A 25,223-nucleotide genomic window follows, 5' to 3' on the forward strand; every position below is an offset into this window, starting at 1 on the left:
TTCCAGGCAGATGCGGGTCACTCATGACAAGGATGTCCCTCTCGAACAGGACCGGGAACGACCAACGCCTTCGCTGGCGCTTCAGCGGTTGTGTCGCGGCAGCGATGGCCGTCAACGGAGTGATGGCCTCTGCAGCTGCGACCCAGGCCCCACCGGCTGGGATCGAAGCGGTACTCCAGCGCGTCGCCACCGTCGCCGGCGCTCTTGGCTCCAGGCAGGCCGCAGAGAAGCTGTGGGGTGTTCCGCTGGATGCCCCGGTGGTCGTGCATGACCGTGCCTCCGGCACGAGCTGGCAACGGAATTCCGTGACCGGGGCAACGGTGCCGGTGGCGCTGCGGAAGGATCAGCCGCCTGCCAACACCTGCACCCTCATCGACGGCGTACCCAGTGTCCTGCTGCTACTGCCGTTGCCCGCCGACCGGGATGGGCTGGCGACGCTGCTCTGGCACGAGCAGTGGCATTGCGTGCAGGCGGCCCTCGGTCTTCCTGCTGCCGAAGGCGACACGGCCCATCTGGACAGCGAAGCCGGTCGCACGGCGTTGCGGCTGGAAATGCGCGCCTTGGCACAGGCCGTTGCGGAAACCGATGACCGCCAGGCGCGTCAGCACGCCGCGGCGGCGCTGGGCTTCAGGGCGCTTCGTTCCGAAGCAGCGGTACCATCGACGCGCGCGCGGGATGAGGAAGGAAAGGTGGAGCGCAACGAAGGCCTGGCCGAGTACACAGGACGCGTGGTCGCTGCGTCGGCCAGCAATGCCAATGCCGCCCCCGCCGTTGTGGAGGCGCTCGCCAGGGCGGATGTCTCGCAGAGTTTCGTACGCTCGGCTGCGTATGCGACCGGGCCGGCGTACGGGATGCTGCTGGATCGTTGGTCGCCGTCATGGCGCAGCGGGCTCTCGGCTACTTCGGACCTGCCGGGGCTGCTGGCAGAGACGCTTGATGTGCCACTGAGCGCGACGGACCTTGCCCGTGCCGGTGACACCTATGGAACGAACGCAGTGCGCGCAGAGGAGGGCCAGCGGGCTAAAGCGCGGGAGCAGCGCAGCGCCGAGTATCGTCAGCGTTTCCTGGGCAACGATGCTGTTCGCCTCTCCCTTCGCACGCCTTCGGTGTCCTTCGATCCGCGCTCGCTGTTTCCGCTGGATGACGCGGGGACGATCTATACGCCCCTGACGGTTCGGGATGAGTGGGGAGAGCTGACGGCGGAATCCGGGGCGCTGTTGTCCAAGGATTGGGCGCTGCTCAGCGTCAGCGGCGACCCAGTAGAAGGCGAGGCCTCCAGATGGACGGGGCCGGGCTGGACGCTGGAGCTCAGCGGAGGGTGGAGCCTCGGCAGGGACGCGGGCGTTTGGCGTTTGACGAAGGCATTGCCGTCGAGCGTTGATCGTCCTGGAAACGATAATGAGTGACGCATCGCATCGCATAAGGACGCACATCCAGTCCGGCGACCATGCGCAGGCCTATGCCGTTGGCAGGGCGGCCTTGCGTGATGTGCCTGACAACCAGGCCGTGCTGTCTGCATTTTTCGAGCTGACCGCAACGCTCCGTTCCGAGTGCATGGACATGGCGAGCCGAAGAATGGACGCGAGCACCACCTACGCAGCCACCGAAGCGCTGCTGCGTGGGGTCAATGAACTCACCGGGCAGGACATGTACGGTAGGGCCACGCAGCACCCTGCGACAGAATAGCGATGAGGACGCCCATGGGCGTCCTCATCGGTTACCACCCCGCCGTCTTACCAGGCGTATTTCACGCCCAGCAGCCCGCCATAGCTGCGGTAGTCCTTGGCGCCACGCCCGGCGCTGATCTCACCCCAGGCAGTCAGTGCCCGGCTGAGCTGCAACTGCACGCCCGCCTTGGCTTCGTACACATCGCGCGGCGCAGCGCCTTGCAGCTTGATGTCATCCATCCACACCGCATTCGCGCCGCCATGGTTGCGCAGCCAGTTCACCGCTGCGAAGGGCTGCACCCGGTTGATGCCCTCCATGGTCGTGTGACCGAACAGGCGCACGCCCACCCGGGTCCGCACGCCGCCCGCGTTGGCCTCGCGAACCTGGGTGCCGTTGGTTTCAACGTGGCGGCCGCCGTCCATGCGGTAGTCGCTCCAGATCACCTGGGCCTGCGGCTCCAGATACATGGCGCTGGCGCTGCCGCGATGGACGTTGAAGGCGTACCCGGTATCGACCGAGGCAGTGGTGCTGCGGCTGTCGTAACGCTCGGCCTGCAGCGCATCGCCCTGGGTCGTGTTGCGGAAGCGCGCGAACTGCGCCCAGCTGTCCACGTACAGGCCGCCGTCATTGGCGGCATCGCGCAGCCAGCTACCGTAGACACCGGCGGCGCGGCCCTTGACCCGACCTTCGGCGGCATAGCCGGTGACCTGGGAGAGCACGCGCTCGGTGGCTTCGCCGGTCCCCGCCATCACGCCAACCACACCGCGGTCCTCGCGGCCCCAGCGGGTGAGGTCGGCACCCACCTGCAGCAGGTTCTGGCGACCCTGATGGGTGAGCTGGTCATCGATGCGGCCACGGGTGTGGTCCGAGGTCACGCGGGCCCACACGCCGCCCATCGTATCGCCGTTCTTCTGGCGCTCGGCCAGGTTCGGCTCGCCCACGCGCTCGTGCATCGTGAGGTCGAACATGCCGACGGCAGCGGCCTGGTTGGCGAGGTAGACGCCGCCTTCCGGGCGCTCGACCGGCGTGGGCACTTCGGGGTCCAGGCAGGCAGGGTTCTGCGGGTTGGCCAGGCACTCGTCGATGGGGGCCACCGGCAGCTGCGAGCGCAGGTACCAGTCGCCATCGGTCGGGTCGGTGCGGCCACCCTGATGCAGGAAGTACTCATAGGCACCGCCCACGGCACGGCCCTGCAACTGGTATCTACCGGCAGAAACGCCGTCCACCTGGACCAGCTGGATGCCGTCATTGGTGAGGGCGCCCGGCCCGCCGATATTGTTCACGGCGATACGCGCGGTACCCGAGGTGTCGCCGCGCACGTGCAGCCGGTCGGTGGGCGAGGTGTCATCGCCCAGCGCGGTGTTCATCGCCAGCAGGCCGTTCTCGGCGTGGAAGTCGCCGTCCACAGTGACGGTCTTGTACTGGCCGTCAGCGTGGTCGAAGGCAAGTGTGGCGTTGGCGATCGTGAGGCTGCCGATCTGCGAATCGCCGGTCACGTCCCAGCGGCTGCCGCTGGCCAGGGAGAGATCGCCGACGGCATCGGTGGCGCCCTTCCAATAGCTGTCGTGGTTCAGCGAGAGGGAGGAGGTGCGGTCGAGGGAACCGTTGCCGTCGCTGTCGATGGCGGCATCGGAGAAGCGGATGTCGCCGAGGGCGACCACGTTGCGTTCGAAGGAGACGGTGTTGGCGCTGTCCGAGGCGAACTCGGCCAGCCGGCCGTTGCCGCCTTCGATACGGGTGCCATCGCTGGCGCGCAGTGTTGCCGCCTCTAGGCCGAGGCCGGCCGACGCGGCGGCGAAGAGGGTGCCACCCTGCAGGTCGATCTGTGCGCCATTGCTGGCGCGCGCCGCATAGGCTCCGCTGCCCTGGGTGGTCACGTTGGTACCACTTGCCTGTACGCGCGCGCCGTCGATGGCGTCCAAGCCATGCGATGCACCGCCGCGGGTGGTGATAGTGACGCCCAGCACGTCTGCAGTGCTGCCGGCGCCAGACGCCACCACGCCGCGCGCGTTCTGGCCTTCGGTGAGAATCCGGACCTGCTCCAGGCTGAGCTGGTTGGTGCCGCCATAGGCGGCGGCGCCCTTGGAGTCGTCGCCGGTGGTGTGCACGCTACCGCCGATCATGCGAAGCAGCGAGCCGTCGCCTTCAACATCGACACCGTCGCCCCAGTAACCGGTAGTGGCGACGTCGGTGTTCTGCAATGTGATTTGGGCGCCGGAGGAAGCGACTGCGCCGGCTGCGCCGAACGGTAGACCGCTGGCGTCGGCGGTGCGGTTGCCGGCGGTTTCGATACGCGCGTTGGTGACATTGACCGTGCTGCCACCAGCGGCCCAGATGCCGCGACTGCGGTCGCCGGCGGTGCTGATGCGGCCGCCGTCGATGGTTGCGCTGGCGGTGTCGCTCAGCAGTACTCCGTGCGAGTCCTGGGTGCTGGTCTGGATGTTGGAGCCGACGACGTTGACCCTGGTACCCGCATTGCGGGCGGTGACGCCGTTCGAATCGTTGGCGGTGAGGTCGGAGCTGATGATGTTCAACTGTGCTCCGCCCAGCGCGGCAGCGCCATGGGCGCGGTTGTTGCCGACAACGGTGCTGTTGCTCAAGGTGACGACGGCATCGGAACCGCGTGCGAATACGCCGATGGAGCCAAGGCCGGAGGTAGTGATGGTGAGGTTGTCGGCGTTGATCACGCCGGCGCTGGAATAGAGGCCGTAGGCTTCCTGGCCCGTTGTGGTGACCTGGCCGCCGGCGATGGTGATGCGGCTGTCGGCGCTGTCGACCACGGCGCCGTGGGAGTTCAGGCCTGTGGTGGCGACATTGGTCGAGGTGGCATCGATGGTGCCCGCAGTAGTGGCGTAGAGGCCGTAGGACCTGGCGCCGATGGTGCTGATGGAGGTGTCGCGGACATCCACGTGAGCACCGTTATCGGCGGACACACCATGGCTGTTGATCCGATCGGCGCGACCCGCGCGAATGGTGGTGCTTTCGACCACCGCTTGGCCGCCCAGCGTGGCGACCACGCCAGACGAAAGTGAGTTGATGGTGCTCTCCCGGATGTTCAGCCGGGCGCCCGCGCCGCCGGCGAAGGCAGCAGGCCCGTTGCTGTTCACGGTGGCACCGACCGCGTTGATCGCGCCACTGGCACCTGCAGTGCTGCTGCCAGCGAGCAGGCCGACCGAGCCGCCATTGCTGGTAATCACGGTGCCCTGGCCGGCGCTGTCGCGGCCCAGGTTGATCACGCCATTGTCGGCGGCGCGCACGCCATCGGCGTAGATCGTCGCCGTGGTGATGCGGCCGCCATTGAAGGTGACTTCACTGCCGGCGCCGGTGGCCTGCACCCCACGTCCGTTGTTGCCGGTGGAGCTGAAGGTCACGCCATCGGCCGCGATCCTGCCACCGTCCGTGGCGTTCAGGCCAGGGGAGACATAGCCGGAGGTGGCGATGGTGCTGTTGCTCAGTTCGATGCGACTGCCGACCCCACTGGCAATAGCACCGGATGCCTGCTCCCCGCTGGTGGACAGGGTCATGTCCGACGCGGTGATGCTGCCGCCATTGACGGCGCTCATCGCGTGACCCAGATAGCCGGGATTGCCTGCAACGGTTTGACCGCTGGCATCGACATGGGTGCCGTCGGCAACGATCGGCAGCGCGCTGGCGGCATCCGCAGCCGCCATTGCGATCACCGAAGCGATCGCCAGGGAAAGGACCCGCTGTACTGAGACATCAGACTTCATGGTGTGCAACCTCGTAGTGTCGGCATTGGAGATGCCCGGGAAGATCGAGGCCGCAACGGTAGGAGGGCTGTCAATGAGAAAATATGCAATTAGTTGTAAATGATGGGTCGATCACAGAACGATTCACTGGGAATTCAGTAAAGACATCGCGTCCTGGATTTTGATGTGTCGCATGTATGGTCGCGCCGACTGCCGCGACTGCACTGGGACGACCGACGCGGCGTCTTCCCGACGCCCTATCGCCCAGCGCCGAAAACGCGCTTCTACGCCCCCCGTGCCCGGCCTGCCTAAGCGCAGCCCAGGCGGCATCGCCATGCCTGCGTTTTGGCCGGGCCATCGGCGCAGCAGGCTGCGTACTCAAAAACCGCTTGACCTTCCCAGCGTGTCATGCCGGACAACGGTCGCCGGAGCCGTTTCGGTTCAGCAACCCAGACAACCAACCGCAGTCGCGAAAGGCACAACGATGACACTCACGCGCACCACCTTGATGACCCTGGCGATCGGCGCCGCACTCGCCCTCGCTGGATGCAGGGAGACCGCGCCTGGCGCGGGCTCCACCCAGCCGCCCGGTGTGCCGGTCGCCGAGGTCATCGTCCGCCCGGTAACGCCCTTCGCAGAATTCACCGGCTCGCTGACGGCGGTCAAGCAGGTGGAACTGCGCCCGCGCGTTGCCGGTTACATCCAGCAGGTCAGCGTGCCGGAGGGAAGCTTCGTGGAGAAGGGCAAGGCGCTCTTCCACATCGACCCGCGACCGTTCCAGGCCGCACGCGATGCGGCCGCCGCGCGTCTGCGCGAAGCGCAAGCGGCCTCGGCGCTCGCCCAGGCCGACCACGCACGCGCCGAGCAGCTGTTCGCCCAGAAGATCGTGGCCCGCAACCGGCTGGACTCGGCCACGGCGGCGTTGAATGCCGGCAAGGCACAGGTGGACGCGGCCAAGGCGGCGCTGGATGCCGCGCAACTGGACCTGGGCTTCACCCACGTCACCTCCCCGATCAGTGGTCGGGTGGGGCAGGTCCTGGTCACCGAAGGCAACTTCGTTGCCGCCGGGGTGACGCCGCTCACCACGATCGTGTCGATCAACCCGCTGCACGTCTACTTCGACGTGGACGAGCGCACCTATCTGCGCTCATTGGCCGCGGGCCGGACGCAGGACGCCGCGGCCGGCCCGGCAGCCGCCAAGGTCGCGGTGGCGCTGGTCACCGACAAGGACTACAGCCGCGAGGGGCGACTCGATTTCCTCTCCAACGCGGCGGACCGCGGGACGGGAACGGTGCGCGTGCGCGCGGTGATCGATAACCCCGACGGCCAGCTCACACCCGGCCTGTTCGCCAAGGTAAGACTGGAGGCCGGCCCGTCGAAAGACCGGGTGCTGGTGTCGGATCAGTCGATCAGCACCGATCAGGGCCACCGGTATGTGTTGGTGGTGGGGAAGGGAGATACGACCGAGTACCGCCCGGTGGAACTCGGTCCGGTGGTGGATGGGCTGCGGGTCATCGAGCAGGGCCTGCAGCGCGGCGATCGCATCGTCGTCAAGGGCCTGGTGCGTCCCGGCATGAAGGTGACGCCGCAGGCGAGTGCCATTGACGGTACGCCGCTGAAAGCGCGGGCGAAGAAAGGAGCGGCGCAGTGAACTTCCCGCGCTTCTTCATTGATCGGCCGATCTTCGCCATCGTGCTGTCGGTGCTGATGGTGATCGCCGGCATCGTTGCCTTCTTCCAGTTGCCGCTGAGCGAGTATCCGGCGGTGACGCCGCCTACCGTCCAGGTCACGGCGTCTTATCCGGGTGCCAATCCCAAGGTGATCGCCGAGACGGTGGCTGCCCCCTTGGAGCAGGCCATCACCGGTGTCGAAGGCATGATGTACATGTCTTCGCAGTCCGCGACCGACGGCCGGATGATCCTCACCGTCACCTTTGCCGACGGGACCAATCCGGACATGGCACAGGTCCAGGTGCAGAACCGGGTCTCGCGTGCGTTGCCGCGCCTGCCTGCGGAAGTGCAGCGCCAGGGCGTGGTGACCCAGAAGACGTCTCCCGACATCCTGATGGTGGTCCATCTCCTGTCGCCGGACAAGCGGTACGACCCGCTCTACATTTCCAACTATGCCTATCTGCAGGTACGCGACGAGCTGTCCCGCATTCCCGGCATCAGCGATGTGCTGGTCTGGGGGGCGGGCGAGTACAGCATGCGGCTGTGGCTGGATCCCAGCCTCATCGCCGCCCGTGGTTTGACCGCCGGCGATGTCATTGCCGCGGTGCGCGAGCAGAATGTGCAGGTCGCCGCCGGTTCGGTCGGGCAGTCGCCGGATTCCACCGCCGCCTTCCAGGTGACGGTGAACACGCTGGGCCGCCTGACCGACGAAGAACAGTTCGGCGACATCATCATCCGCACCGGCGATGACGGCCAGGTCACCCGCCTGCGCGACGTCGCACGGATCGAGATGGGCGCCGATGCCTATGCGCTGCGCAGCCTGCTCGATGGTGAGCCGGCGGTGGCCCTGCAGATCATCCAGAGCCCGGGTGCGAATGCACTCGATGTGTCGGCTGCCGTGCGCGAGACCATGGGCAGGCTGGAGAAGAACTTCCCGGAAGGCCTGTCGTCGCGCATCGCGTATGACCCGACGGTCTTCGTGAGGGCCTCGCTGGAATCGGTGGCGACGACGCTGCTGGAAGCGATCATCCTGGTCGTCATCGTGGTGGTGCTGTTCCTGCGCAACTGGCGCGCATCGCTGATCCCGTTGCTGGCCGTCCCGGTGTCCCTGATCGGCACCTTCGCCGTGATGCACCTGATGGGGTTTTCACTCAATACCCTGTCCCTGTTCGGCCTGGTGCTGTCCATCGGCATCGTCGTCGATGATGCGATCGTGGTGGTGGAGAACGTCGAGCGGCATATCGAGGACGGCGAGGAGCCGCTGGAGGCCGCGCGGCATGCCATGCGCGAGGTGACCGGGCCGATCATCGCGATCACCTCGGTGCTGGCTGCGGTATTCATTCCCACGGCCTTCCTGACCGGCCTGCAGGGCGAGTTCTATCGCCAGTTCGCCCTGACGATCGCGATCTCCACGATTCTGTCCGCGGTCAACTCGCTCACGCTCAGCCCGGCGCTGGCCGGGATGCTGCTGCGACCGCGCACGATCGCACCTCCACGCGATCCGCGCAGCCTGCGTGGCCGTGTCGGGCGGGTGTTCGAGCGACTCAGCCGTCCCTTCGAACGTGCACCGGATGCGTATGGCAATGGCGTGCGCAAACTCGTGCGGGTCAGTGGGGTAGCGCTGTTTGTTTACGGTGGATTGCTCGCGCTGACTTTGTTCGGCTTCAAGGTGGTGCCACCCGGTTTCGTGCCGATGCAGGACAAGTATTACCTGGTGGGCATCGCCCAGTTGCCCAACTCGGCCTCGTTGGACCGCACCGACGACGTCGTCAAGCAGATGTCGAAGCTCGCACTTGCCGAGCCGGGCGTCGAGAGCGTGGTCGCCTTCCCGGGGCTGTCCATCAATGGCTTCGTCAACGTGCCCAACGCAGCGGTCATGTTCGTCATGCTCGATCCGTTCAAGGACCGTACGTCGCCTGATCTTGCGGCGACGGCGATCGCAGGACGCCTGCAGGCGAAGTTTGCCGGCATCCAGGATGGCTTCCTTGGTGTGTTCCCGCCACCGCCCGTCCCCGGGCTGGGCGCCACGGGCGGCTTCAAGATGCAGATCGAGGATCGCGGCGGGGTGGGGCTGGACGCCCTGGTCCAGCAGACCCAGATCCTGATGATGAAGGCCACCGAATCCGGCCAGGTCGCCGGTTTGATGACCAGCCTGGATGTCAACGCGCCGCAGCTTGACGTGGTGATCGACCGGACCAAGGCCAAGAGCCAGGGCGTGCCCTTGGCGGATGTCTTCGAGTCCCTGCAGGTCTACCTGGGCTCGCTGTACATCAACGACTTCAACCGCTTCGGTCGCACCTACAAGGTCACCGCCCAGGGCGACGCGGAACATCGCATGCAGGCCGAGGCGATCGGCCAACTGCAGGTGCGCAATGCCGCCGGCCAGATGCTGCCGCTGTCGTCATTCGTGACGGTCACGCCGAGCTCGGGTCCGGACCGTGTCATCCACTACAACGGCTATCCCTCCGCCGACATCTCCGGCGGCGCGCCGCCCGGGGTCAGCTCGGGGCAGGTCGTGGCGGTGATGGAACGCCTGGCCAAGGAAGTGCTGCCCGAGGGCGTGAGCTTTGAGTGGACCGAACTGACCTATCAGCAGAAGCTGGCCGGTGACGCGGCGCTTTACATCTTCCCGCTGTGTGTGCTGCTCGCCTACCTGATCCTCGCCGCGCAGTACAACAGCTGGTTGCTGCCGTTGTCGGTGCTGCTGATCGTGCCGATGTGTCTGCTCAGCGCGATCGGCGGGGTCTGGCTGATGGGGGGCGACAACAACGTGTTCGTGCAGATCGGCCTGATCGTCCTGGTCGGGCTGGCGGCGAAGAACGCGATTCTGATCGTCGAGTTCGCCCGGACACTCGAGGCAGAGGGATGGGCCACCGTCGATGCGGTGGTGGAAGCATGTCGACTGCGGCTGCGTCCCATTGTGATGACGTCGTTGGCCTTCATCGCCGGTGTGGTGCCGCTGGTACTGGCGACCGGCGCGGGCGCCGAGATGCGCCAGGCGATGGGCGTCGCGGTCTTTGCCGGCATGTTGGGGGTGACCGTGTTCGGCCTGTTCCTGACGCCGGTGTTCTATGTGGTGATCCGCCGCATTTCGTCCCGCTTCGAGAGGCGCAAGCGCGGCGCCAGCCACCCTGCACAGGAGAGTGCGTCGTGAACGATCGTCGCCGCAGGCTGTTCCTGCTTCCCCTTGCCGCAGGCGTGATGCTGTCCGCGTGCGCCTCGGTGGGGCCCAACGTCGCCTCGCCGTCGCTGCCCAATCTGCCGTCGGCGCCGTTCCCCACCGAATTCCGCGTGGGATCGGCCGGGCTTTCACCCGGTGCAGTGGACGCGGCGTGGTGGCAGTCCTTTGACGATCCAGTGCTGACCTCGCTGATCCAGCGCGCATGGGCGGCCAACCATGACATCGGGCTCGCCGCCGCACGCCTGGACGAAGCCAAGGCGATGCTTCGCGAGAGTCGGCAAGGCTACCTGCCACGCGGCAGCGTCGGCGTCGGGCATGAGAACCGTCGGCTCGGCGAAGTGGAACGCGGACCGGGCCAGGCGCGCCGGACCGAGACCTATCGGGCTGCAGTCGATGCCTCCTGGGAGATCGATCTGTTCGGCCGTGTCCGCCGCTCGGCGGAAGCAGCACGGGCCGACGCCGGTTCGCGTGAAGCGCTGCTGCGCGATGTGCAGGCCAGCGTGGCGGCGGCGGTGGCGGCCACCTGGTTCGAGCTGGGCGGGCTGGAGGCGGAGCTCGGCGTGGTTGCCGAGATGACGCGGAGCCAGCGCGACAGTCTGCGGCTGGTCGAGGGACTGGTGGAGGCCGGCTCGGCCAATGAGGTCGACCGCCTGCGGGCGGACGCCGCGCTGCGCGCCGTTGAAGTGGTGGCGCCCGAACTGGCGCACCGCCGCGCCGTGGCCTCGAACGCGCTCGCCCTGCTGCTGGGTGAAACACCGCAGACCTTCGCCGCACCCTCGACCTCAACCGCACGCGACGTGCTGGAGGTCCGCAGGATCGCCGTGGGTGATCCCACTGCGCTGCTGGCACGACGTCCGGACATCGAAGCGGCGGAGTTGAGCCTGGCGGCGGCGACCGCTCGCATCGGCGTAGAGACCGCAGGGCTGTATCCCCAGATCGAGGTGCAGGGGTCGATTGGCGTGGTGGCGGGCAGCCTGGGCTCCACGGGCGGGAGTTCGGCGCTGTCCAGCCTTCTGGCACCGCTGCTGCGCTGGTCCTTCCTCGACAGCGGACGGGTTCGCGCCAGGATCGCGGCGAGCGAAGCACGTGCGCGTGAAGCGCTGATCCGCTACGACCAGACCGTGCTGCGTGCGCTGGAGGAAACCGACAACGCGTTCGGTGCCTTCAGCTCGGCCGGCGAGGCGCTGCAGCTCCGGCTCCAGGAAGCGTCCGCTACGGGTCAGGCAGCAGGCCTTGCACGCGCGCAGTTCACCCACGGCGAGGGCATCTATCTGGATGTCCTGGATGCGGAACGGGCCGACTTCGCCAGCCGGCGTGCCTTGGTGGTAGCCCGGACCAACCAGCGCCTGGCCATTGTCAGCATCTACAAGGCGCTGGGCGGTGGCTGGCTGCCCTGCACGCGGGAACCGATCGACTGTGGTGGCGCACATGGGTGAGCGACAGCCATGACCCGACACGTCGAACTACGCGCCGCAGGACGAACCATGCCCTCAGGGCAGGGCGCCTGCGTCAGGACGATCTCCACGCTGATGTCTTCTTTACGCCGGACACCCCTGCATGAACGGAAACCCAGGGGCAGGCGGAGATCGCAGAACAGGTGATTGACATTGCCATGCTGTCAACGCCGAAGGTGGTCGCTGTACCACTCAATCAGGAAAACACCATGCTCCAGTTCAACATTCCCAACATGACGTGCGGGTCCTGCGCCAGGCCGGTGAGAGAAGCGCTGCTGAGCGTCGACCCGCTGGCGCAGATCGAGACCGACACGCCGGCGCGGCAGGTGCGCGTCGAGACCGCGCTGGACGAAGCCGCCTTCATCGCGGTGCTGGCAGAGGCGGGGTATCCGCACCAGCCGCAGCCGCGCCCGTAATTCCCTTCTCGAGGAGAAACGTCATATGTTCATGAAACAGCTTCTTACCTTCGGCGTCGCCGCCCTCGGTACCGTGGCAGTACCGTCTTCGGCATCCGACGCATCGATCAAAGGCGCCTTTGCGCTTTCCGGTACGACCGAGAAGGTCATTGCCCAACTGTCCATCGAAGAAACCGGCCCGCTGTCCCGCGATCTGCTCATCACCTTCGCCGACAAAACCACCGGGAAGCGCATCGCGCAGTTTGACGAGGAGCTGACACAGGAGCTGCATGTGCTCGCGACCGACAGCGCATTCTCCACCTTCCTGCACGAGCATCCCGGAAAAGCGGGACCGGACGGTCAGTTCCGGGTCGCGATGACCTTCCCCAAGCCCGGCGTTTACCATGTCTTCGCCGACGCAATGCCGACCGGGCTGGGCCAGCAGGTGGTTCGATTCGACGTCAACGTGAGTGCCCCCGCCGGCGCGACGTCCTCCCAGCCGGTTTCGGCCCCGAGGGAAGGGACCGATGGTCCGTATACCGTCCAGCTGGACAAGGCCGGTCTGCAGGCGGGCAAGGAAAGCATGTTGAACCTGACGGTGTTGAAGAACGGCACGCCGGCGCAGGACCTGGGCCTGTACCTGGGCGTGCCGGCCCATGCGGTGTTCGTGGGCACCGATGACCTTGCCTACGTCCACGCGCATGCGATGTCCGCCGATGCCGCCAAAGGTGCACACGGCGGCCACGGCGCAGCGCATCCGCAGGCCGGACCGGTGTCGGCACGGATGATGCTCCACGCACAGCCGCCTCATGCGGGCCGATATGCACTCTGGATCCAGTTCATGGCGAGTGATGAAATCCGCACGGTGCCGTTTGTCGTGGATGTTGCGAAGGGCTCGTAGGCCACCGGTTCCAACCTCTCTGTAGCCGTGGCCGGGGTCAACCCCCGGCCACACCTGTTGGCGCACATCGCTGGTAGATCTAGTGCTTCACGCTGGACGGGCTCGCCTTCCTGCCACGAAGCAGCAGGCTGCCAGCCGCGCAGCCCAGCATGGCGACTCCCGCCACCAGGAAGGCGTCGCTGTAGGCAAGCAGCAGCGCCTCACGATGGATGATCCGGTCCAGCATCGCAAAGGCCTGCTGCCGCTCCAGTGCGAGGCCACTGCCGTAGAGGGCCGTCGCACTATCCACCGGCACCTTCGCCAGCATCCTGACCAGCTCGACCACACGCACCTGGGTCGCCTCCGCGAACGGCGACACTGATTCCCCGATGTGCAATGCATGCAGCCGTTCCCGGGTCACGATGAACTGGCTGGCCACGGCGATGCCGATGGCACCGCCGACATTGCGCACCATCGAGAACACCCCCGCCGCCGAACCCAGTTCCGCGCGCTCCAGTCCTTCCACGGCCATCACGCTGAGCGCCACCACGATCAGCGATTGGCCGATGCCGCGTACGATCAGCGACGGCACGATGACGTTGCTCGCCGCATTGGCGTCCAGGTGGATGTTCATCAGACAGCCCACCGCCATGATGACGAAGCCCAGCACGATGGCCGTTCTTACGCTTGTGCGTCTCATCAGCGGCGGCGTAGCGAAGGACATGATGAACTGCACGATGCCGTAGGGAATCATGGTCAGCCCGATCTGGCGCGCGTTGTAGCCATGCACGTCGGAAAAGTAATTGGGAATGAGGAAGACCACCCCGAACACCACGGCACCGAAGGTGAACTGCATCAGGCTGGCCAAGCCGAAGTTGTAGCTGGAAAGCAGTCGCAGATTGAGGAACGGCTCCTTGCGGCGAAGCTCGATGACGACGAATGCCACCAGGCCAACGGCAGCGACGAGGGAGGCCTCGATGATGAACGACGACGAGAACCAGTCCTTGCGCCCGCCTTCTTCCAACATGATCTGCAGTGCGGACAGACCCAGTGCCATGGCGATGATCCCACCCCAGTCACCCTTCCTGAACTTCTCCAGCGCCATCGGCTCCGGCCGGATCGACCAGCCGATCGCAGCCAGAAGCAGCAGCCCGGGTGGGACCTGGAGATAGAAGATCGCGCGCCAGGAATAGGCATCGGTCAGCCAGCCGCCCAGCGAGGGCCCCGCGGCCTGTGCAACGTTGTTTGCAATGGCGAACAACGCCATGCCGAAGGGATGCTTCGAGGAGGGCAGCTCGGTCACGATGAGCTGGAAGGAAATCGGGATGAGGACGCCGCCAAAGGCACCCTGCAGTGTGCGCGCCAGGATCATTGCGTTGATGTTGGGCGCTATCGAGCAGGCCATCGAGAAGATCACGAAACCAGCAGCCCCTACCATCAGGACGCGACGGACGGTGAACACCGCCGCCAGCCACGCCGCCAGCGGAATCACGATGATCTCCGCCACGAGATAGGCGGTGGTGATCCACGAGCCTTCTTCGAAGGTGGCACCCAACGAGCCGCGCACATCCGGCAGCGACGCATTGGTGACGTGGACGTTCATGCCCGCCATGAAGCAACCGACCACGCCGCCGATCACCGCGACCCAGGAGCGCAGGGAGACCGATTCTTCGCCAGACAGTGTAGTGGCGGCGGTCATGGATTGGATTCCGGTCGGGTATTGATTGCCGCCACGACCGACATTCCCGGCCGGAGGCTGGAGAGCGTCGGCTGGTCGGCATCCACGGCGATGCGCACCGGGATGCGCTGCACGATCTTGGTGAAATTCCCGGTGGCGTTATCCGGCGGCAACAGCGCGAACTGTGCGCCGGATGCAGGCGCGAAGCTCTCGACGCGGCCTTTCAGCACTCCGCCACCCAGCGCATCGACCTCAACCTCCACACGCTGGCCGGGTGCGACGCCCTCCAGCTGTACTTCCTTGTAGTTGGCGATGACGTAGACCTCGTTCGGTACGATCGCCATCAAAGGGCTGCCCGGACCGACGTACGCTCCCACCCGCGCGGCACGTTGGCCGATGGTTCCCCCCATCGGCGCGCGGATCACGGTGTGTTCGAGATCAAGGTTTGCCAGCGCCAAGCTGGCTTCGGCCTGCAACAACGCTCCGCGCGCTTCCTCCAACGCGGCACTTGAGCGTTGTCGCTCTGTCGTCAGCACCCTCGCATAGGCTCTGCTCGCTTCGGCGGTGGCACGCGCGGCCTCCACCGCGGCTGCGGTACGCGTCGCACTGGCGTCGGCGGCTTCCAGGTGCCGTGCATCGGAGGCCTGTTGGTTCTCCAACGCCCGTTCACGCCGATACTCCAGGGTTGCTTGGCGATGATCAGCCTGGCGCGCCTGCACGTCTGCGGTGGTCGCGGCGATCACACTGCGTTGCCGCTCGCCTTGCGCATCGAGATTGGCAATGGCCGCGTATTGCGCGTCCAACGCTGCCTTTGCGGCAGCGACCGCACCCTCGGCCCGGGACACGCGCATGCGGTAGTCCCGATCATCGAGCGTCGCCAACACATCTCCTTTGGCGACGCGCTGGTTGTCGCGCACCCCCACGTTGACGATGTAACCGGTGACGCGCGGACTGACGGTGGCGATGTCAGCCCGGACATAGGCGTTATCGGTACTGACCACGAAGCGGCCGGCCGTCCACCATCGAATGCCTGCGCCACCGGCAGCCAGCAGGCACAGCGCGATCGCGCCTATCACTGCGGGGCGGCGTGTCTTGCGGAGCAGCGAACCGGACGGATCGGCATGTGCGCTGCGGGAAGGAGTTGTATTGGTCATGTTGGCTATCAGAGGAGGGGGAAGGGGGTTCAGCGCGCCGCATCGACAGCGCGAGTGATCACAGGTCGGCGTACCGCGGGCGCCTGTTCCCAGCCGCCACCGAGGGAGCGGAACAAGGCCACCTGGTCCGAGGCAACGTCGGCTTCCGCCGAGGCGAGCATCGCTTCCGCCTCGACATTCCGGCGCTGCGCATCCAGCGCATCCAGTTCACTTATCGCGCCGGCGCGGCGGCCCACCCCGGCCAGGCGGGCCGCCTCGCGGCTCTGCTGGACTGCCATTGCCAGGGCGCTCTGCCGGCGCACTGCCGCCGCGTAGGTGGCGAGCGCCTGCTTCACGTCTTTGAGTGCCGTCAGGATCACGGCGTCGAAGCGTGCAAGTGCGGCCACTTCCTGGGCCTCGGCCTTGGCTATCTGCGCACGCGCGGCGCTGCGGTTGGGAAAGTGCCAGGACAGTGCCGGCCCCACACCCCAGACGATCGAGCCGTGGTCGCGCATGCCGTCCACGGTCGGCGCGGAACTGGCTACGGAACCCAGGATGGACACCGTCGGATACAGACTGGCCATGGCTACGCCGATGCGCGCGGTACTGGACTCAAGCCGCCGCTCCGCCTCGCGGATATCCGGCCGGCGCTGCAGCAGTGCTGTCACGTCTCCGATCGGGATCGGTGCCGTCAGTTGAGGCACACTGACACAGCCCGTCGCAGGGGGTGACAGATGATCCGGGGGACGTCCGGTCAGCACGGCCAGTTCGTACAACGCATTCTGCCGCGCGGCCTCGATGGCCGGAATTGCCGCACGTGCCTGTTCCATCAGCGCCGCCGAGCGCGCGACGTCCAGTGACGTCGTGCCACCCGCATCACGCAGCGCGGTCTTCAGTTCCAGGCTGCGCGTGACTACGGCGAGCGACCTTTGCGCTACTTCTGCGCGCGCCGCGAAGCCACAGCTGTCCAGGTAGGCACGCGTCGTTTCGGCCGCTACGACAACGCGAACACTGTCTTCAGCGGCCAGGGTTGCCGCCTCGTCGGCGTGGGCGGCCTGGATGCTCCGGGCGATCTGGCCAAACAGGTCGAGCCGCCAGCCTGACGAAAGCCCTGCGGTGTAGCGCGGTCCGGTGCGTACCCCGGTTTGATCCAACGCGGCTGCGATCTGGTCACTGACCGTGCTGCCATACCCGATGTCGCTGGACACGGTGGTGACCGGCAGGCGACTGTCCTGGCGTTCCAGGAGCACCGCGTGGGCTTCGGCGAGATTCGCCGAAGCCACCCGCAGGTCGCGGTTGTTCTGCAGCGCCTCGTTGACCAGCGCATCCAGCGTGGGGTCCTGATAGAGCTTCCACCATCGAGGCACGGTGGGCAGGCCCACGCTGGTGCTGTCTGATGGGTTCAACGATGGCGCTGCGTCGAGGGTGGAACGGGGGGGCCGCGTTGGACCCACGGCGCATCCGGAGAGGGCGGTGGTAGCCAGCAAACACAACAGGAAAGGACGGGAAACAATCATGGACGAGTGGCTTGTGGGTGTCGTGGAGCCAAGGCATCCATGACACCAGCCTCACGTCTGTCCTTCTCCCGCCTGGCGGACTACCATCGTCGAGATATGGACACAAAGCGCACTGTCAGCGATTGCCACGCCACCGACCGCCCCGTCGCAGCCCTGGCCACCCGCCATCCCCATGGTGAACATATCCGTCCGCACAGCCACGCGCGGGCGCAGTTGATCCATGCACTTACGGGCGTGTTGACGGTCGTCAGCGCTGCTGGAAGCTGGGTGGTGCCGGCAGGCAGGGCGGTGTGGATGCCTGAAAATGTCGTCCACGGAATCCACATCGCCGGCAATGTCGCCATGCGGACCCTCTACCTTGCACCGCAGGTGCGGCCGGGCCTTCCCACCCACTGCGAGGTCATCGAGGTATCCGCGCTGCTGCGTGAGGCCATCATTGCCGCTACCGCGATCCGCCTGGATTACGGCAATGGGGGGCGCGACCAGCGCGTCATGGACCTGATCCTTGACGAGATCGAAGTGGCTCCCCGGCTTCAACTGCATGTCCCGCTGCCGCGCAATCTCAAGCTGCTGCGCCTTTGCGAACGAATGATCGCCGAGCCCGCTGAACCGGTAACGCTGGAAGGCCTGGCGCGCGAGATGAACACAAGCGGGCGAACGGTGGCGAGGCTGTTCCATCGAGAAGTCGGCATGAGTTTTGGCGACTGGCGGCGGCGAATGTGTCTGCTGCTCAGCCTGCCGCGTCTCGCCTCGGGCGTCTCCATCCTCGAGGTCTCGCTGGAGCATGGGTATCAGAGCCCAAGCGCGTTCTCGGCCATGTTTCGCCGCTATCTTGGGGTGTCACCAACGGAGTATCTGGTCTCCAAAGTGTGAGGTTTTCGGGCTGAGCCGACGAGGCGCATGTCCTTCACGCTCCCTCTACGTCGCCCAGCTTCAACTGAATGCCGGTCATGGCTCTGGCGTAAAGGCCGCTATAGTCCGAACACCCCATAAGAAGGAGGCAGTGCAATGATTCTGACCAAACAACACCTGACGACCGCGCGTACGCTTGCTGTGGCGCTTGTCGCTACCGTGGGCCTGAGTGCCTGTGCGACCTACAAAGACGAGTTTGCAACGATCAACTCCCGCCTCGACCAGCTCGACGTGAAGGTACAGGGCGCGGCGCAGAGCGCAGAGTCCGCCAATCAGTCGGCGCAGCAGGCCAACCAGCGTCTCGATCAGATCGAGGGCCGCGTCCAGCAGCTCGAACAAGCACCGCGTCGCAAGCCGCGCGGCTGATCGTTCCCGCACCATGTATCACGCAAGTAACGTGTGAATCGGAAACCAGTGGCTTTTGCGGGCCACTGGTTTCCTGTGGTTGTGCAGTCTTCAATGCAAGGAATTGTCCCATCCGTACGCACTCATACCCTGTAACCCGGGCCCTGCGTGGCGCATTGGCCGTGGCGCTGGCGTTCACGAGCATCGGCGTGGCCAGCGCCGAGGATGCTCCCGCTCAGCCAGCCGCCGCCGTCGATGAGCTTCCGCAAGGGCAGAACGTGTCCGAGACCGTGATTGAACTCGCGGGCTGGATCGTCGCGAGCAAGGACAGCCAAGGCTATCCGTTCGCGATCATGGACAAGGCCGCTGCGCAGATCCTGGTCTTCGACGGCGAAGGTCGGCTTCGCGGCGCCGCTCCCGGGCTGTTCGGCTCGGCGACCGGCGACCATATCGCGCCGGGGATCGCCGGTCTCGCCCTGCGCGAAATTCCAGGCCGGGATCGCACGACGCCCGCCGGGCGCTTCGTGGGCGGCTTCGGGCCGTCCATCGACGCGGGCCGCGTCCTGTGGGTGGACTACGATTCCGCCGTCTCCATCCACCCGACGGCGACGGGCGTCCCGAAAGAGCGACGCGCCGAGCGACTGGCATCGGCGTCGCCGGACGACAATCGTGTCACCCATGGCTGCATCAATGTCTCGCCGGCGTTCTACGAGCAGATCATTCAATCCACGTTCGAGCGCGGCGGGGTGTTCTACGTGCTGCCCGACAAAGCCTCGATAGCGGAGACCTTCCCCGAGTTCGCTAAGAGTCGCGCGACCGTGCAGGCGAAGGATGGAGCAGACGCGGGTGCCACCGGCAAGTAGACCGGCGTGATCGGCCAAGGCCGTCACGCACCCCCGTTGCTGTCATGGGTCGAGCGATGCCTCAAAGCCGTAGGGGTCGCCCGGATCCGAAAAGCGCAGCAGATAGCGCGCGATGCGCGTGCTGCCGTCGGACAGCAGATAGTCCACCTGCAGGCCGGTCGGATGGTTTTCCTGCTCAGCTCCCAGGTAGGTATTGCTGGGATAGCTGAAGCCACCACGGGGCGCTTCCCGGACGGCCGCGCAGTTGCCAAACAGCGGCGGCAGGATGTACAGGCGGTCAGCGTGTAATAAGAGCACGGTCGTGTAGCGGACGCTCGCGCCACTGCCGGCGTGCCGGACATCCAGACACACCGAGCTTCCGCGCTGCCAGGCTGTTACGTCTGCGACGCGCTCAGGATGAATGTGCGAGCCGTTGGCCGGTCGCTCTGCTCCGAGGCTGACGGCGCTGCCCAGCGGCCAGCGCCGCGCACCCACCATCACGGCCTCGCCATCAAAGGCAACATCGGGCGTTCCCTTCGGCGGCGACATGGCCAAGTCGCCCGGCGTGGTCCACAGCGGCCGGTCGTAGCGCCGCAGTGCCTGGCGCATCGAGGTCACCCAGATGCAGTGTCGCGGCGATTCGGCGCAGGGCAGCGCCAACGGTGTCCCGGCGTCGGGGAACAGGTTGCCGCCTAGTGACCGGTAGGACTCCGCATAATCAGTGAACGGAACGGGCGCGGCATGGGCTGCCGCTGACAGGACCACACTCACCAACCCAACCAACGCGCGATGGAGGGGGATCATTCTGCATTCCATGCGGGCGGTGGCATCCATGATGTCGCGGTTGCTGCATACGGCACTCACTGTAACCGGCACGCGGCCCGGCACGCCAACGCTGATGGGCGGATGGGGTCGCTTGGCGGCCGCAGCGCCGCTGACTCTGCTAGCGCGCGGCGGGATTCAGGAACAGACGTGCGCCATCGGATTCCCGACGCCCCGACCAGCGACCGCCGCCAGACGGACGGAAGCGGCCGATGACCTGGTTGTTGCTGTCGGTGAGCAGCAACTGGTTGCCTGACATCAACCACCGCGACGCCTGGAAAAAGCCATCCGGGCAACCTGCAGGCACGTAGGCGCCGTATCCGCCCAGCCAGGGGTTGTCCTTCAATTGGACGGTACACGTCTCACCGCTCTCCTCGCCGAGCGTCCAGTTTCCGATCATCTCGGTCGCCGGGCCCGACCTGTCGCCCCGATGGTGTTCGTAGCTGCGGCCATGGTCATCGGCCCACTCTCCCTCGTCATTGAGGTCGACGCCCAGATAGGCGCGCGTGCTCCGGCTTCGTGTCGCTGAGCTGCTGCTGGTCTGCTCGGTGACCGTACCGAGGTTGCCGGACGCCGCACTCCCGTTCTGGTCGGCGCCTGCATCGTCAATCTGGCCGACATCGGACTGACGGGTCGAGGTGGTCGAGGAGGCGCTGGTTTGTTGAGTGGAGATGGTCTGCTGCTGGACGCCGAGAGAGGCGTCCTGGCCGAAGGCCACACTGGCAGTGAGACACAGCCCACAGCAGATCAGGGTACGTGCGGGTAAAGGAACAGATGCCATCGCTGAAATCTCCAGTGAGACAGCGGGGTGGGTGGTGCTGTGAGCGTGCGGCCGGCCAAGCGGAGCACGCGGGCCGTGAGTACGTCGCGAAAGAGGCCGGACGTCTTCCCGCACGCGGTGGCGACATGATTATTCATGATCCGTTCACGGACTTTTCACTCTGTCGCGTCGTTAATTGGCCCGTGGCCGATCGGCGCCACTTCGTATGGGTGGTACCCCTCATGCAGACCAAGTCGATTGGAGCTGTCGCCCTGCTTTCTGGTGCTCTGATGCTGGTTGGGTGTGGTACGTCCCAGATCAAGGCGTGGAGCAGACCGGGCGCAAGCGAAGAGCAGAAACAGCGCGACCTCGCGGAGTGCGACTACGACGCTTCCAAGGCCACGATCGGGGATGGGAAAGCCCCCAGGAGTACTGACGATGCGGTGGGCGAGGGCGTCGTCCGCGGAATGGAAAAATCGGATCTCATCAAGAAGTGCATGCGAATACGCGGTTACGGCGGATGAGCGTGGCGCACCCGATCGACCTTACCCCCAACCTGCAAGGAACATGCTATGCGCCGTGTGATTTCCTTTGCTGTCCTGCTCTGCCTGGTTCCCCTGTATCAGGCTGCCGCTGGTGAAACGGTTGAATGCGCGTCGCGTCATTTTGAGTACAACGAATGCAGTGCGGGACCGCTGAGATCCCCGCAGCTTGTACGACAATCTTCTTCCAGCGCCTGCATCGTCAACAGATCGTGGGGCTTCAACAGGCGGAGCGGTTACCTCTGGGTGTCGGACGGCTGCGCCGGTGTGTTTGCGGATGTCGGCGGCTATCACCACGGCAGGGGTGATGGATATGACGCCAACACGCGTCGCTATGATGACCGTGGCCATGACGTAGGCGCGGTAGCAGCCGGCGTGGTGCTCGCTGCGCTGTTGGCCGGAGCGGCCGACGACGATTCCCATAAAAGCCACAAGCATCACAGCAGCACCTACGACGGTTGCCATGGCAATGGTTGCCTCGTCGACAACCCGGACGCGATCGACACGCGGCCTCAGTTCGACAAGGACGGAAATCCGAACTTCGACACCCATGGCAATTATCAGGGCTGCCACGGTGAAGGCTGCAAGGTCGACAACCCGGATGACAATAACTGACGCGCCTAGGCAGAATCGGATCAAGCCGCTCGGGGGCATGGGTGGCAGGCATCAATACCCCCAGAAATGCCTCTCCAGTATGTCGATGCGCGACGTGTCGACCACGGCGGCGACGTACCCGTCCGGCCGGATCAGCAGCCACTCGCCCGGTTGCACGCCATAGGCCTCGACGAAGTGCTCCTCGACATCGTGCAGGTCGCCAGCCGGGCCGATGACGTGGACGCGCAACCCCGCACACGAGGGGGCGACGGTCCGATCGCAGGCATAGCCAAGCAATGTCCAATGCGTTCCGCGCAGCACGTCGAACAGGCGCATGCGCTGTCCACCCGCGCCCTGCAGCGGCGCATCCGGCGCCCGGCTGCCCGGCGCGATGCGCCCGCTACGGGCGTCGGCAGGCAGCGTGAGTGACGATTCTGCATAGCCGAGATCAAGCTGCTGCACGTCGCGCCCGCGGCGGTTGTCGCCGCGCTGGGCCTGGGCGAGCAGCGTCGTGGCAAGCCCGAGCATCGAGGCCGCAATGGGGCGGCGCTCTTCCTCGTAGGTATCCAGCAGGGCCTGCGGCGCACCCTTCAACACCGCAGCCAGTTTCCAGCCGAGGTTGTAGGCATCCTGCGCGCTGGTGTTCAGGCCCTGGCCGCCCGTCGGCGGATGCGTGTGGGCGGCGTCGCCGATGAGGAACACGCGGCCGTCGCGGTACCGGTCGGCCAAGCGCGCGTTCATCCGGTACGCGGACGCCCAATGAACATCGAGCACCGCGAGCTCCTCGCGGCCGGTACGCATGCGCACCATGTCCGCCAGCCCGTCGACGGAAAGATCCACGTCACCGTCGAGCGGCACGGGGGCCTGCAGCTGGAACAGCGCTGTTCCCATGAGCGGGCACAGCGAGATGCGCCGCGCCATGTCGTCCTCGTTGAAACTGTGCCAGGCATCGCGCGGCAGTCCCTTCAGCACGATGTCGGCCACCACCGCGCGCACGCCCAGCGTTTTGCCCGGGAAGCCGATGTCCAGTGCCTGCCGCACGAAGCTGCGGCCGCCATCGGCACCGACCAGATAGCGCGTCTGAAGCGTCTGCTCGCCCGTGGGGGTGGCGAGACGAATGGTCACGCCGCTGGCGTCCTGCTCGAAGCCGATCAGTCCATGCCCGAACTCGACCCGGTGTCCCAGCTCGGCAAGGCGATCGCGCATCACGGCCTCGGTCAGGAACTGCGGAACCATCAGCGGCTGGCGGTAAGGTTCGGCCGGCGTGGCCGGTGCGCCCTCGATGACCGCCGCGTCGATGCTGCTGCCATCGGCGCGATGGATCCGGGACACAGGGTAGGGCCCACCGACCGCGAACAGCTGATCGAGGATGCCCATGTCCTCGAAGACTTCCTGGCTGCGCGGCTGGATGCCCTTGCCGCGTGAGCCATGGAAGGGCTGTTCCCGCTGCTCCACCAGGCGGAATGACACGCCGCGGCGGGCCAGTTCGATGGCCAGGGTGAGGCCGGCAGCGCCGGCACCGCAGATCACTACTTCAGGGGTCGTCCCCATGTCGCCGCTCCAGGTGTGTGTAATATGCACTTACTTGGAGGGGATGCTATGCCTGCGAAAAAGAAGGTGCAAGATACACATAATTCGGCCGCGCTGAAGTCGCTGCACCTGTCCATGGTCAGCCTCGCCAGCGTGATGAATCGGCCGCGCAACGATGAGCGGCTGATCCAGGAGGCCGGGGTGACGCTGGACCAGGCCCTGTTCCGCCTGCTGGTGGTGATCGAGCGGGTCGGCCCCATCGGCGTGGTGGACCTGGCCGACCGGCTGGGCCGCGACTACACCACCATCAGCCGGCAGGTCGCCAAACTGGCGGCGATGGAGCTGGTGACACGTCGTGGAAACCCCGAGGACCGCCGCATCCGGGAGGCGACCATCGCGCCAAAGGGCAAGGAGATGACCGATCGGCTGGACGCCGCGCGCGAGCGGATCGGCAGGGAGATCTTCGCGTCGTGGTCCGCGCAGGATGTATCGGAGCTGGTCCGTTTGATGGCACAGTTCGCCAGCGCGCTGGAAGCCCGCGAGCGGGAGCCGTAACGACGCACCGCGGACCTTTCAGCCGACCGTCGCCTGGACCCGTCATGTCCGTGGCGAGCGCCAGCTCGCGACGCCCGGTGCGTCACGTGTGGACCGTCCGTGGCCCGGCGCCCCCATGACCCGCTCGGCTCAGCCGGCCTGACCCAACCGCAGCTTCAGCTGATCGATCTCCGCCTCGCTGACGCCGATGGACTTCAGGTAGCCCTCGGCACCGCCGTACTGCTGATGCAGGGCCACCAGGAACATCTCCATGTTCTCCGGCGCGGTGCCCGACATGCCGGCCATCTTCCTGCCGATCTCCGGGTTCTGTCTGATCAGTTCCATGATCTGCGCGTTCATCGCGCTGTCCTTGGGCTGGCCTTCCAGGTAATGCGCGGAGATCGCATAGTTGTGCACGATGTCCGCGCGCGGGACGCCGGCCAGGTCGAGCAGCAGCCCGGCGATGATGCCGGTACGGTCCTTGCCGGCGGTGCAATGGAACAGCACGGTGCCGTCGCGCTCGGCGGCGATGCGCTGGAAGACCTGCTTGAACTGTGGCTGGCTGTGATCCAGCCATTGCACGTAGGCCGCGCCCAGCGAGTCCGGGAACGTCGTCATCATTTTCTGCAGGTCCATCTTCTCGGTCCCCATCAGCGAGGTGCGCTGGTAGGCGAAGCGGGGATCGTCGGCCAGCAGGTCCGGCGACTGCGCCTGCTCATCGGCGGTGCGCAGGTCGATATCCAGGGTGACGCCGGCGGCGGCCAGTGCGTCGCGGTCGGCGGCGGTCAGGCGACCGAGGTCCGAGGTGCGCACGAACGCGCTGGCCGGGATCGGCCCATGGGTGCCCTGCAGGCCGGCAAACGTGCGGGTGTTCCATGCGCCCTGCAGCGGAATGACGCGCTGTGCGTCGGCGGCGACTGGCTGCACGTTGGGGGTGCGCGTGGCGGCGGTCGCAGTCTCGGCGACCGGCGCGCGGGCCAGCACGATACCGGCGCCGGTGAGCATCGGCAGGCTAAGGGCCATGGCAAGGGCGAGTGGGGTGCTTCGGTTCTTCAT

At 66.2% G+C, this 25,223-nt stretch carries 21 protein-coding genes; 13 read left to right on the plus strand and 8 right to left on the minus strand.

Annotated elements, in window-relative coordinates; translation table 11 throughout:
- Positions 1 to 23: 23 nt before the first annotated feature.
- Complete coding sequence (locus HDC96_RS18310; RefSeq protein WP_257018571.1) at positions 24 to 1,406, plus strand: hypothetical protein; 1,383 nt, start codon at positions 24 to 26, stop codon at positions 1,404 to 1,406.
- A complete protein-coding gene (locus HDC96_RS03225; protein WP_179458709.1) occupies positions 1,399 to 1,686 on the plus strand; it encodes a hypothetical protein in 288 nt (95 codons plus the stop codon). Before HDC96_RS18310 ends, HDC96_RS03225 begins: the two co-directional genes overlap by 8 nt.
- Positions 1,687 to 1,733: 47 nt before the next feature.
- On the opposite strand, the gene HDC96_RS03230 is transcribed toward HDC96_RS03225, so the two are convergent.
- The gene (locus HDC96_RS03230; RefSeq protein ID WP_179458710.1) at positions 1,734 to 5,399 is read right to left on the minus strand and encodes an autotransporter outer membrane beta-barrel domain-containing protein; all 3,666 of its coding nucleotides are present in this window, start codon (positions 5,397 to 5,399) and stop codon (positions 1,734 to 1,736) included.
- A gap of 463 nt (positions 5,400 to 5,862) precedes the next feature.
- Between HDC96_RS03230 and HDC96_RS03235 the strand changes: the two genes are divergently transcribed.
- From HDC96_RS03235 to HDC96_RS03255, 5 genes are all read left to right on the plus strand, one after another.
- A complete protein-coding gene (locus HDC96_RS03235; protein ID WP_179458711.1) occupies positions 5,863 to 7,029 on the plus strand; it encodes an efflux RND transporter periplasmic adaptor subunit in 1,167 nt (388 codons plus the stop codon).
- Positions 7,026 to 10,202: an efflux RND transporter permease subunit gene (locus HDC96_RS03240; RefSeq protein WP_179458712.1), complete on the plus strand. Its 3,177-nt coding sequence runs from the start codon at positions 7,026 to 7,028 to the stop codon at positions 10,200 to 10,202. Before HDC96_RS03235 ends, HDC96_RS03240 begins: the two co-directional genes overlap by 4 nt.
- Positions 10,199 to 11,665 carry a TolC family protein gene (locus tag HDC96_RS03245; RefSeq protein WP_343202990.1) on the plus strand — a complete coding sequence of 489 codons (1,467 nt, stop codon included), beginning with the start codon at positions 10,199 to 10,201 and terminating at the stop codon, positions 11,663 to 11,665. Before HDC96_RS03240 ends, HDC96_RS03245 begins: the two co-directional genes overlap by 4 nt.
- 161 nt (positions 11,666 to 11,826) lie before the next feature.
- Positions 11,827 to 12,099, plus strand: a complete 273-nt coding sequence (locus tag HDC96_RS03250; RefSeq protein ID WP_343202991.1) for a heavy-metal-associated domain-containing protein — start codon at positions 11,827 to 11,829, stop codon at positions 12,097 to 12,099.
- Positions 12,100 to 12,124: 25 nt separating this feature from the next.
- Positions 12,125 to 12,979 (plus strand): hypothetical protein, encoded by an 855-nt coding sequence (locus HDC96_RS03255; protein WP_176988688.1) that lies wholly within the window; start codon positions 12,125 to 12,127, stop codon positions 12,977 to 12,979.
- Positions 12,980 to 13,058: 79 nt separating this feature from the next.
- On the opposite strand, the gene HDC96_RS03260 is transcribed toward HDC96_RS03255, so the two are convergent.
- The 3 genes from HDC96_RS03260 to HDC96_RS03270 are packed head-to-tail and all read right to left on the minus strand — an operon-like array spanning position 13,059 to position 17,286.
- Complete coding sequence (locus tag HDC96_RS03260) at positions 13,059 to 14,657, minus strand: DHA2 family efflux MFS transporter permease subunit (protein ID WP_179458713.1); 1,599 nt, start codon at positions 14,655 to 14,657, stop codon at positions 13,059 to 13,061.
- Complete coding sequence (locus tag HDC96_RS03265) at positions 14,654 to 15,790, minus strand: HlyD family secretion protein (RefSeq protein WP_179458714.1); 1,137 nt, start codon at positions 15,788 to 15,790, stop codon at positions 14,654 to 14,656. The genes HDC96_RS03260 and HDC96_RS03265 overlap by 4 nt, the downstream gene beginning before the upstream one ends.
- A gap of 29 nt (positions 15,791 to 15,819) precedes the next feature.
- Positions 15,820 to 17,286, minus strand: coding sequence for a TolC family protein (locus tag HDC96_RS03270; RefSeq protein WP_179458715.1), 1,467 nt, complete (start codon positions 17,284 to 17,286; stop codon positions 15,820 to 15,822).
- Between the two features lie 39 nt (positions 17,287 to 17,325).
- Between HDC96_RS03270 and HDC96_RS03275 the strand changes: the two genes are divergently transcribed.
- From HDC96_RS03275 to HDC96_RS03285, 3 genes are all read left to right on the plus strand, one after another.
- Positions 17,326 to 18,159 carry a helix-turn-helix transcriptional regulator gene (locus tag HDC96_RS03275; RefSeq protein WP_218842015.1) on the plus strand — a complete coding sequence of 278 codons (834 nt, stop codon included), beginning with the start codon at positions 17,326 to 17,328 and terminating at the stop codon, positions 18,157 to 18,159.
- A 135-nt stretch (positions 18,160 to 18,294) separates the two neighbouring features.
- A complete protein-coding gene (locus tag HDC96_RS03280; RefSeq protein ID WP_088433391.1) occupies positions 18,295 to 18,564 on the plus strand; it encodes a hypothetical protein in 270 nt (89 codons plus the stop codon).
- A 155-nt stretch (positions 18,565 to 18,719) separates the two neighbouring features.
- Positions 18,720 to 19,406 (plus strand): hypothetical protein, encoded by a 687-nt coding sequence (locus HDC96_RS03285; RefSeq protein WP_218842016.1) that lies wholly within the window; start codon positions 18,720 to 18,722, stop codon positions 19,404 to 19,406.
- Positions 19,407 to 19,448: 42 nt separating this feature from the next.
- Here the strand turns inward: HDC96_RS03285 and HDC96_RS03290 are convergent, their stop codons facing one another.
- Positions 19,449 to 20,189 (minus strand): hypothetical protein, encoded by a 741-nt coding sequence (locus tag HDC96_RS03290; protein WP_179458717.1) that lies wholly within the window; start codon positions 20,187 to 20,189, stop codon positions 19,449 to 19,451.
- Between the two features lie 139 nt (positions 20,190 to 20,328).
- Positions 20,329 to 20,988: an AprI/Inh family metalloprotease inhibitor gene (locus HDC96_RS03295; protein ID WP_179458718.1), complete on the minus strand. Its 660-nt coding sequence runs from the start codon at positions 20,986 to 20,988 to the stop codon at positions 20,329 to 20,331.
- Between the two features lie 221 nt (positions 20,989 to 21,209).
- On the opposite strand from HDC96_RS03295, the gene HDC96_RS03300 reads away from it, so the two are divergent.
- Both HDC96_RS03300 and HDC96_RS03305 read left to right on the plus strand, forming a co-directional pair.
- Positions 21,210 to 21,491, plus strand: coding sequence for a hypothetical protein (locus HDC96_RS03300; protein WP_179458719.1), 282 nt, complete (start codon positions 21,210 to 21,212; stop codon positions 21,489 to 21,491).
- A 48-nt stretch (positions 21,492 to 21,539) separates the two neighbouring features.
- The gene (locus HDC96_RS03305; RefSeq protein ID WP_179458720.1) at positions 21,540 to 22,124 is read left to right on the plus strand and encodes a DUF3011 domain-containing protein; all 585 of its coding nucleotides are present in this window, start codon (positions 21,540 to 21,542) and stop codon (positions 22,122 to 22,124) included.
- Positions 22,125 to 22,175: 51 nt separating this feature from the next.
- On the opposite strand, the gene HDC96_RS03310 is transcribed toward HDC96_RS03305, so the two are convergent.
- Positions 22,176 to 23,654 (minus strand): FAD-dependent oxidoreductase, encoded by a 1,479-nt coding sequence (locus HDC96_RS03310; protein WP_179458721.1) that lies wholly within the window; start codon positions 23,652 to 23,654, stop codon positions 22,176 to 22,178.
- A 66-nt stretch (positions 23,655 to 23,720) separates the two neighbouring features.
- On the opposite strand from HDC96_RS03310, the gene HDC96_RS03315 reads away from it, so the two are divergent.
- Positions 23,721 to 24,188, plus strand: a complete 468-nt coding sequence (locus HDC96_RS03315; RefSeq protein ID WP_343202992.1) for a MarR family transcriptional regulator — start codon at positions 23,721 to 23,723, stop codon at positions 24,186 to 24,188.
- Positions 24,189 to 24,317: 129 nt separating this feature from the next.
- On the opposite strand, the gene HDC96_RS03320 is transcribed toward HDC96_RS03315, so the two are convergent.
- Entirely contained in the window at positions 24,318 to 25,223 is a 906-nt protein-coding gene (locus HDC96_RS03320) for a tyrosine-protein phosphatase (protein ID WP_179458723.1), read from the minus strand.

Origin of the sequence: Stenotrophomonas sp. JAI102, from assembly GCF_013409105.1 — a bacterium.
GTDB lineage: Bacteria > Pseudomonadota > Gammaproteobacteria > Xanthomonadales > Xanthomonadaceae > Stenotrophomonas > Stenotrophomonas maltophilia_AA.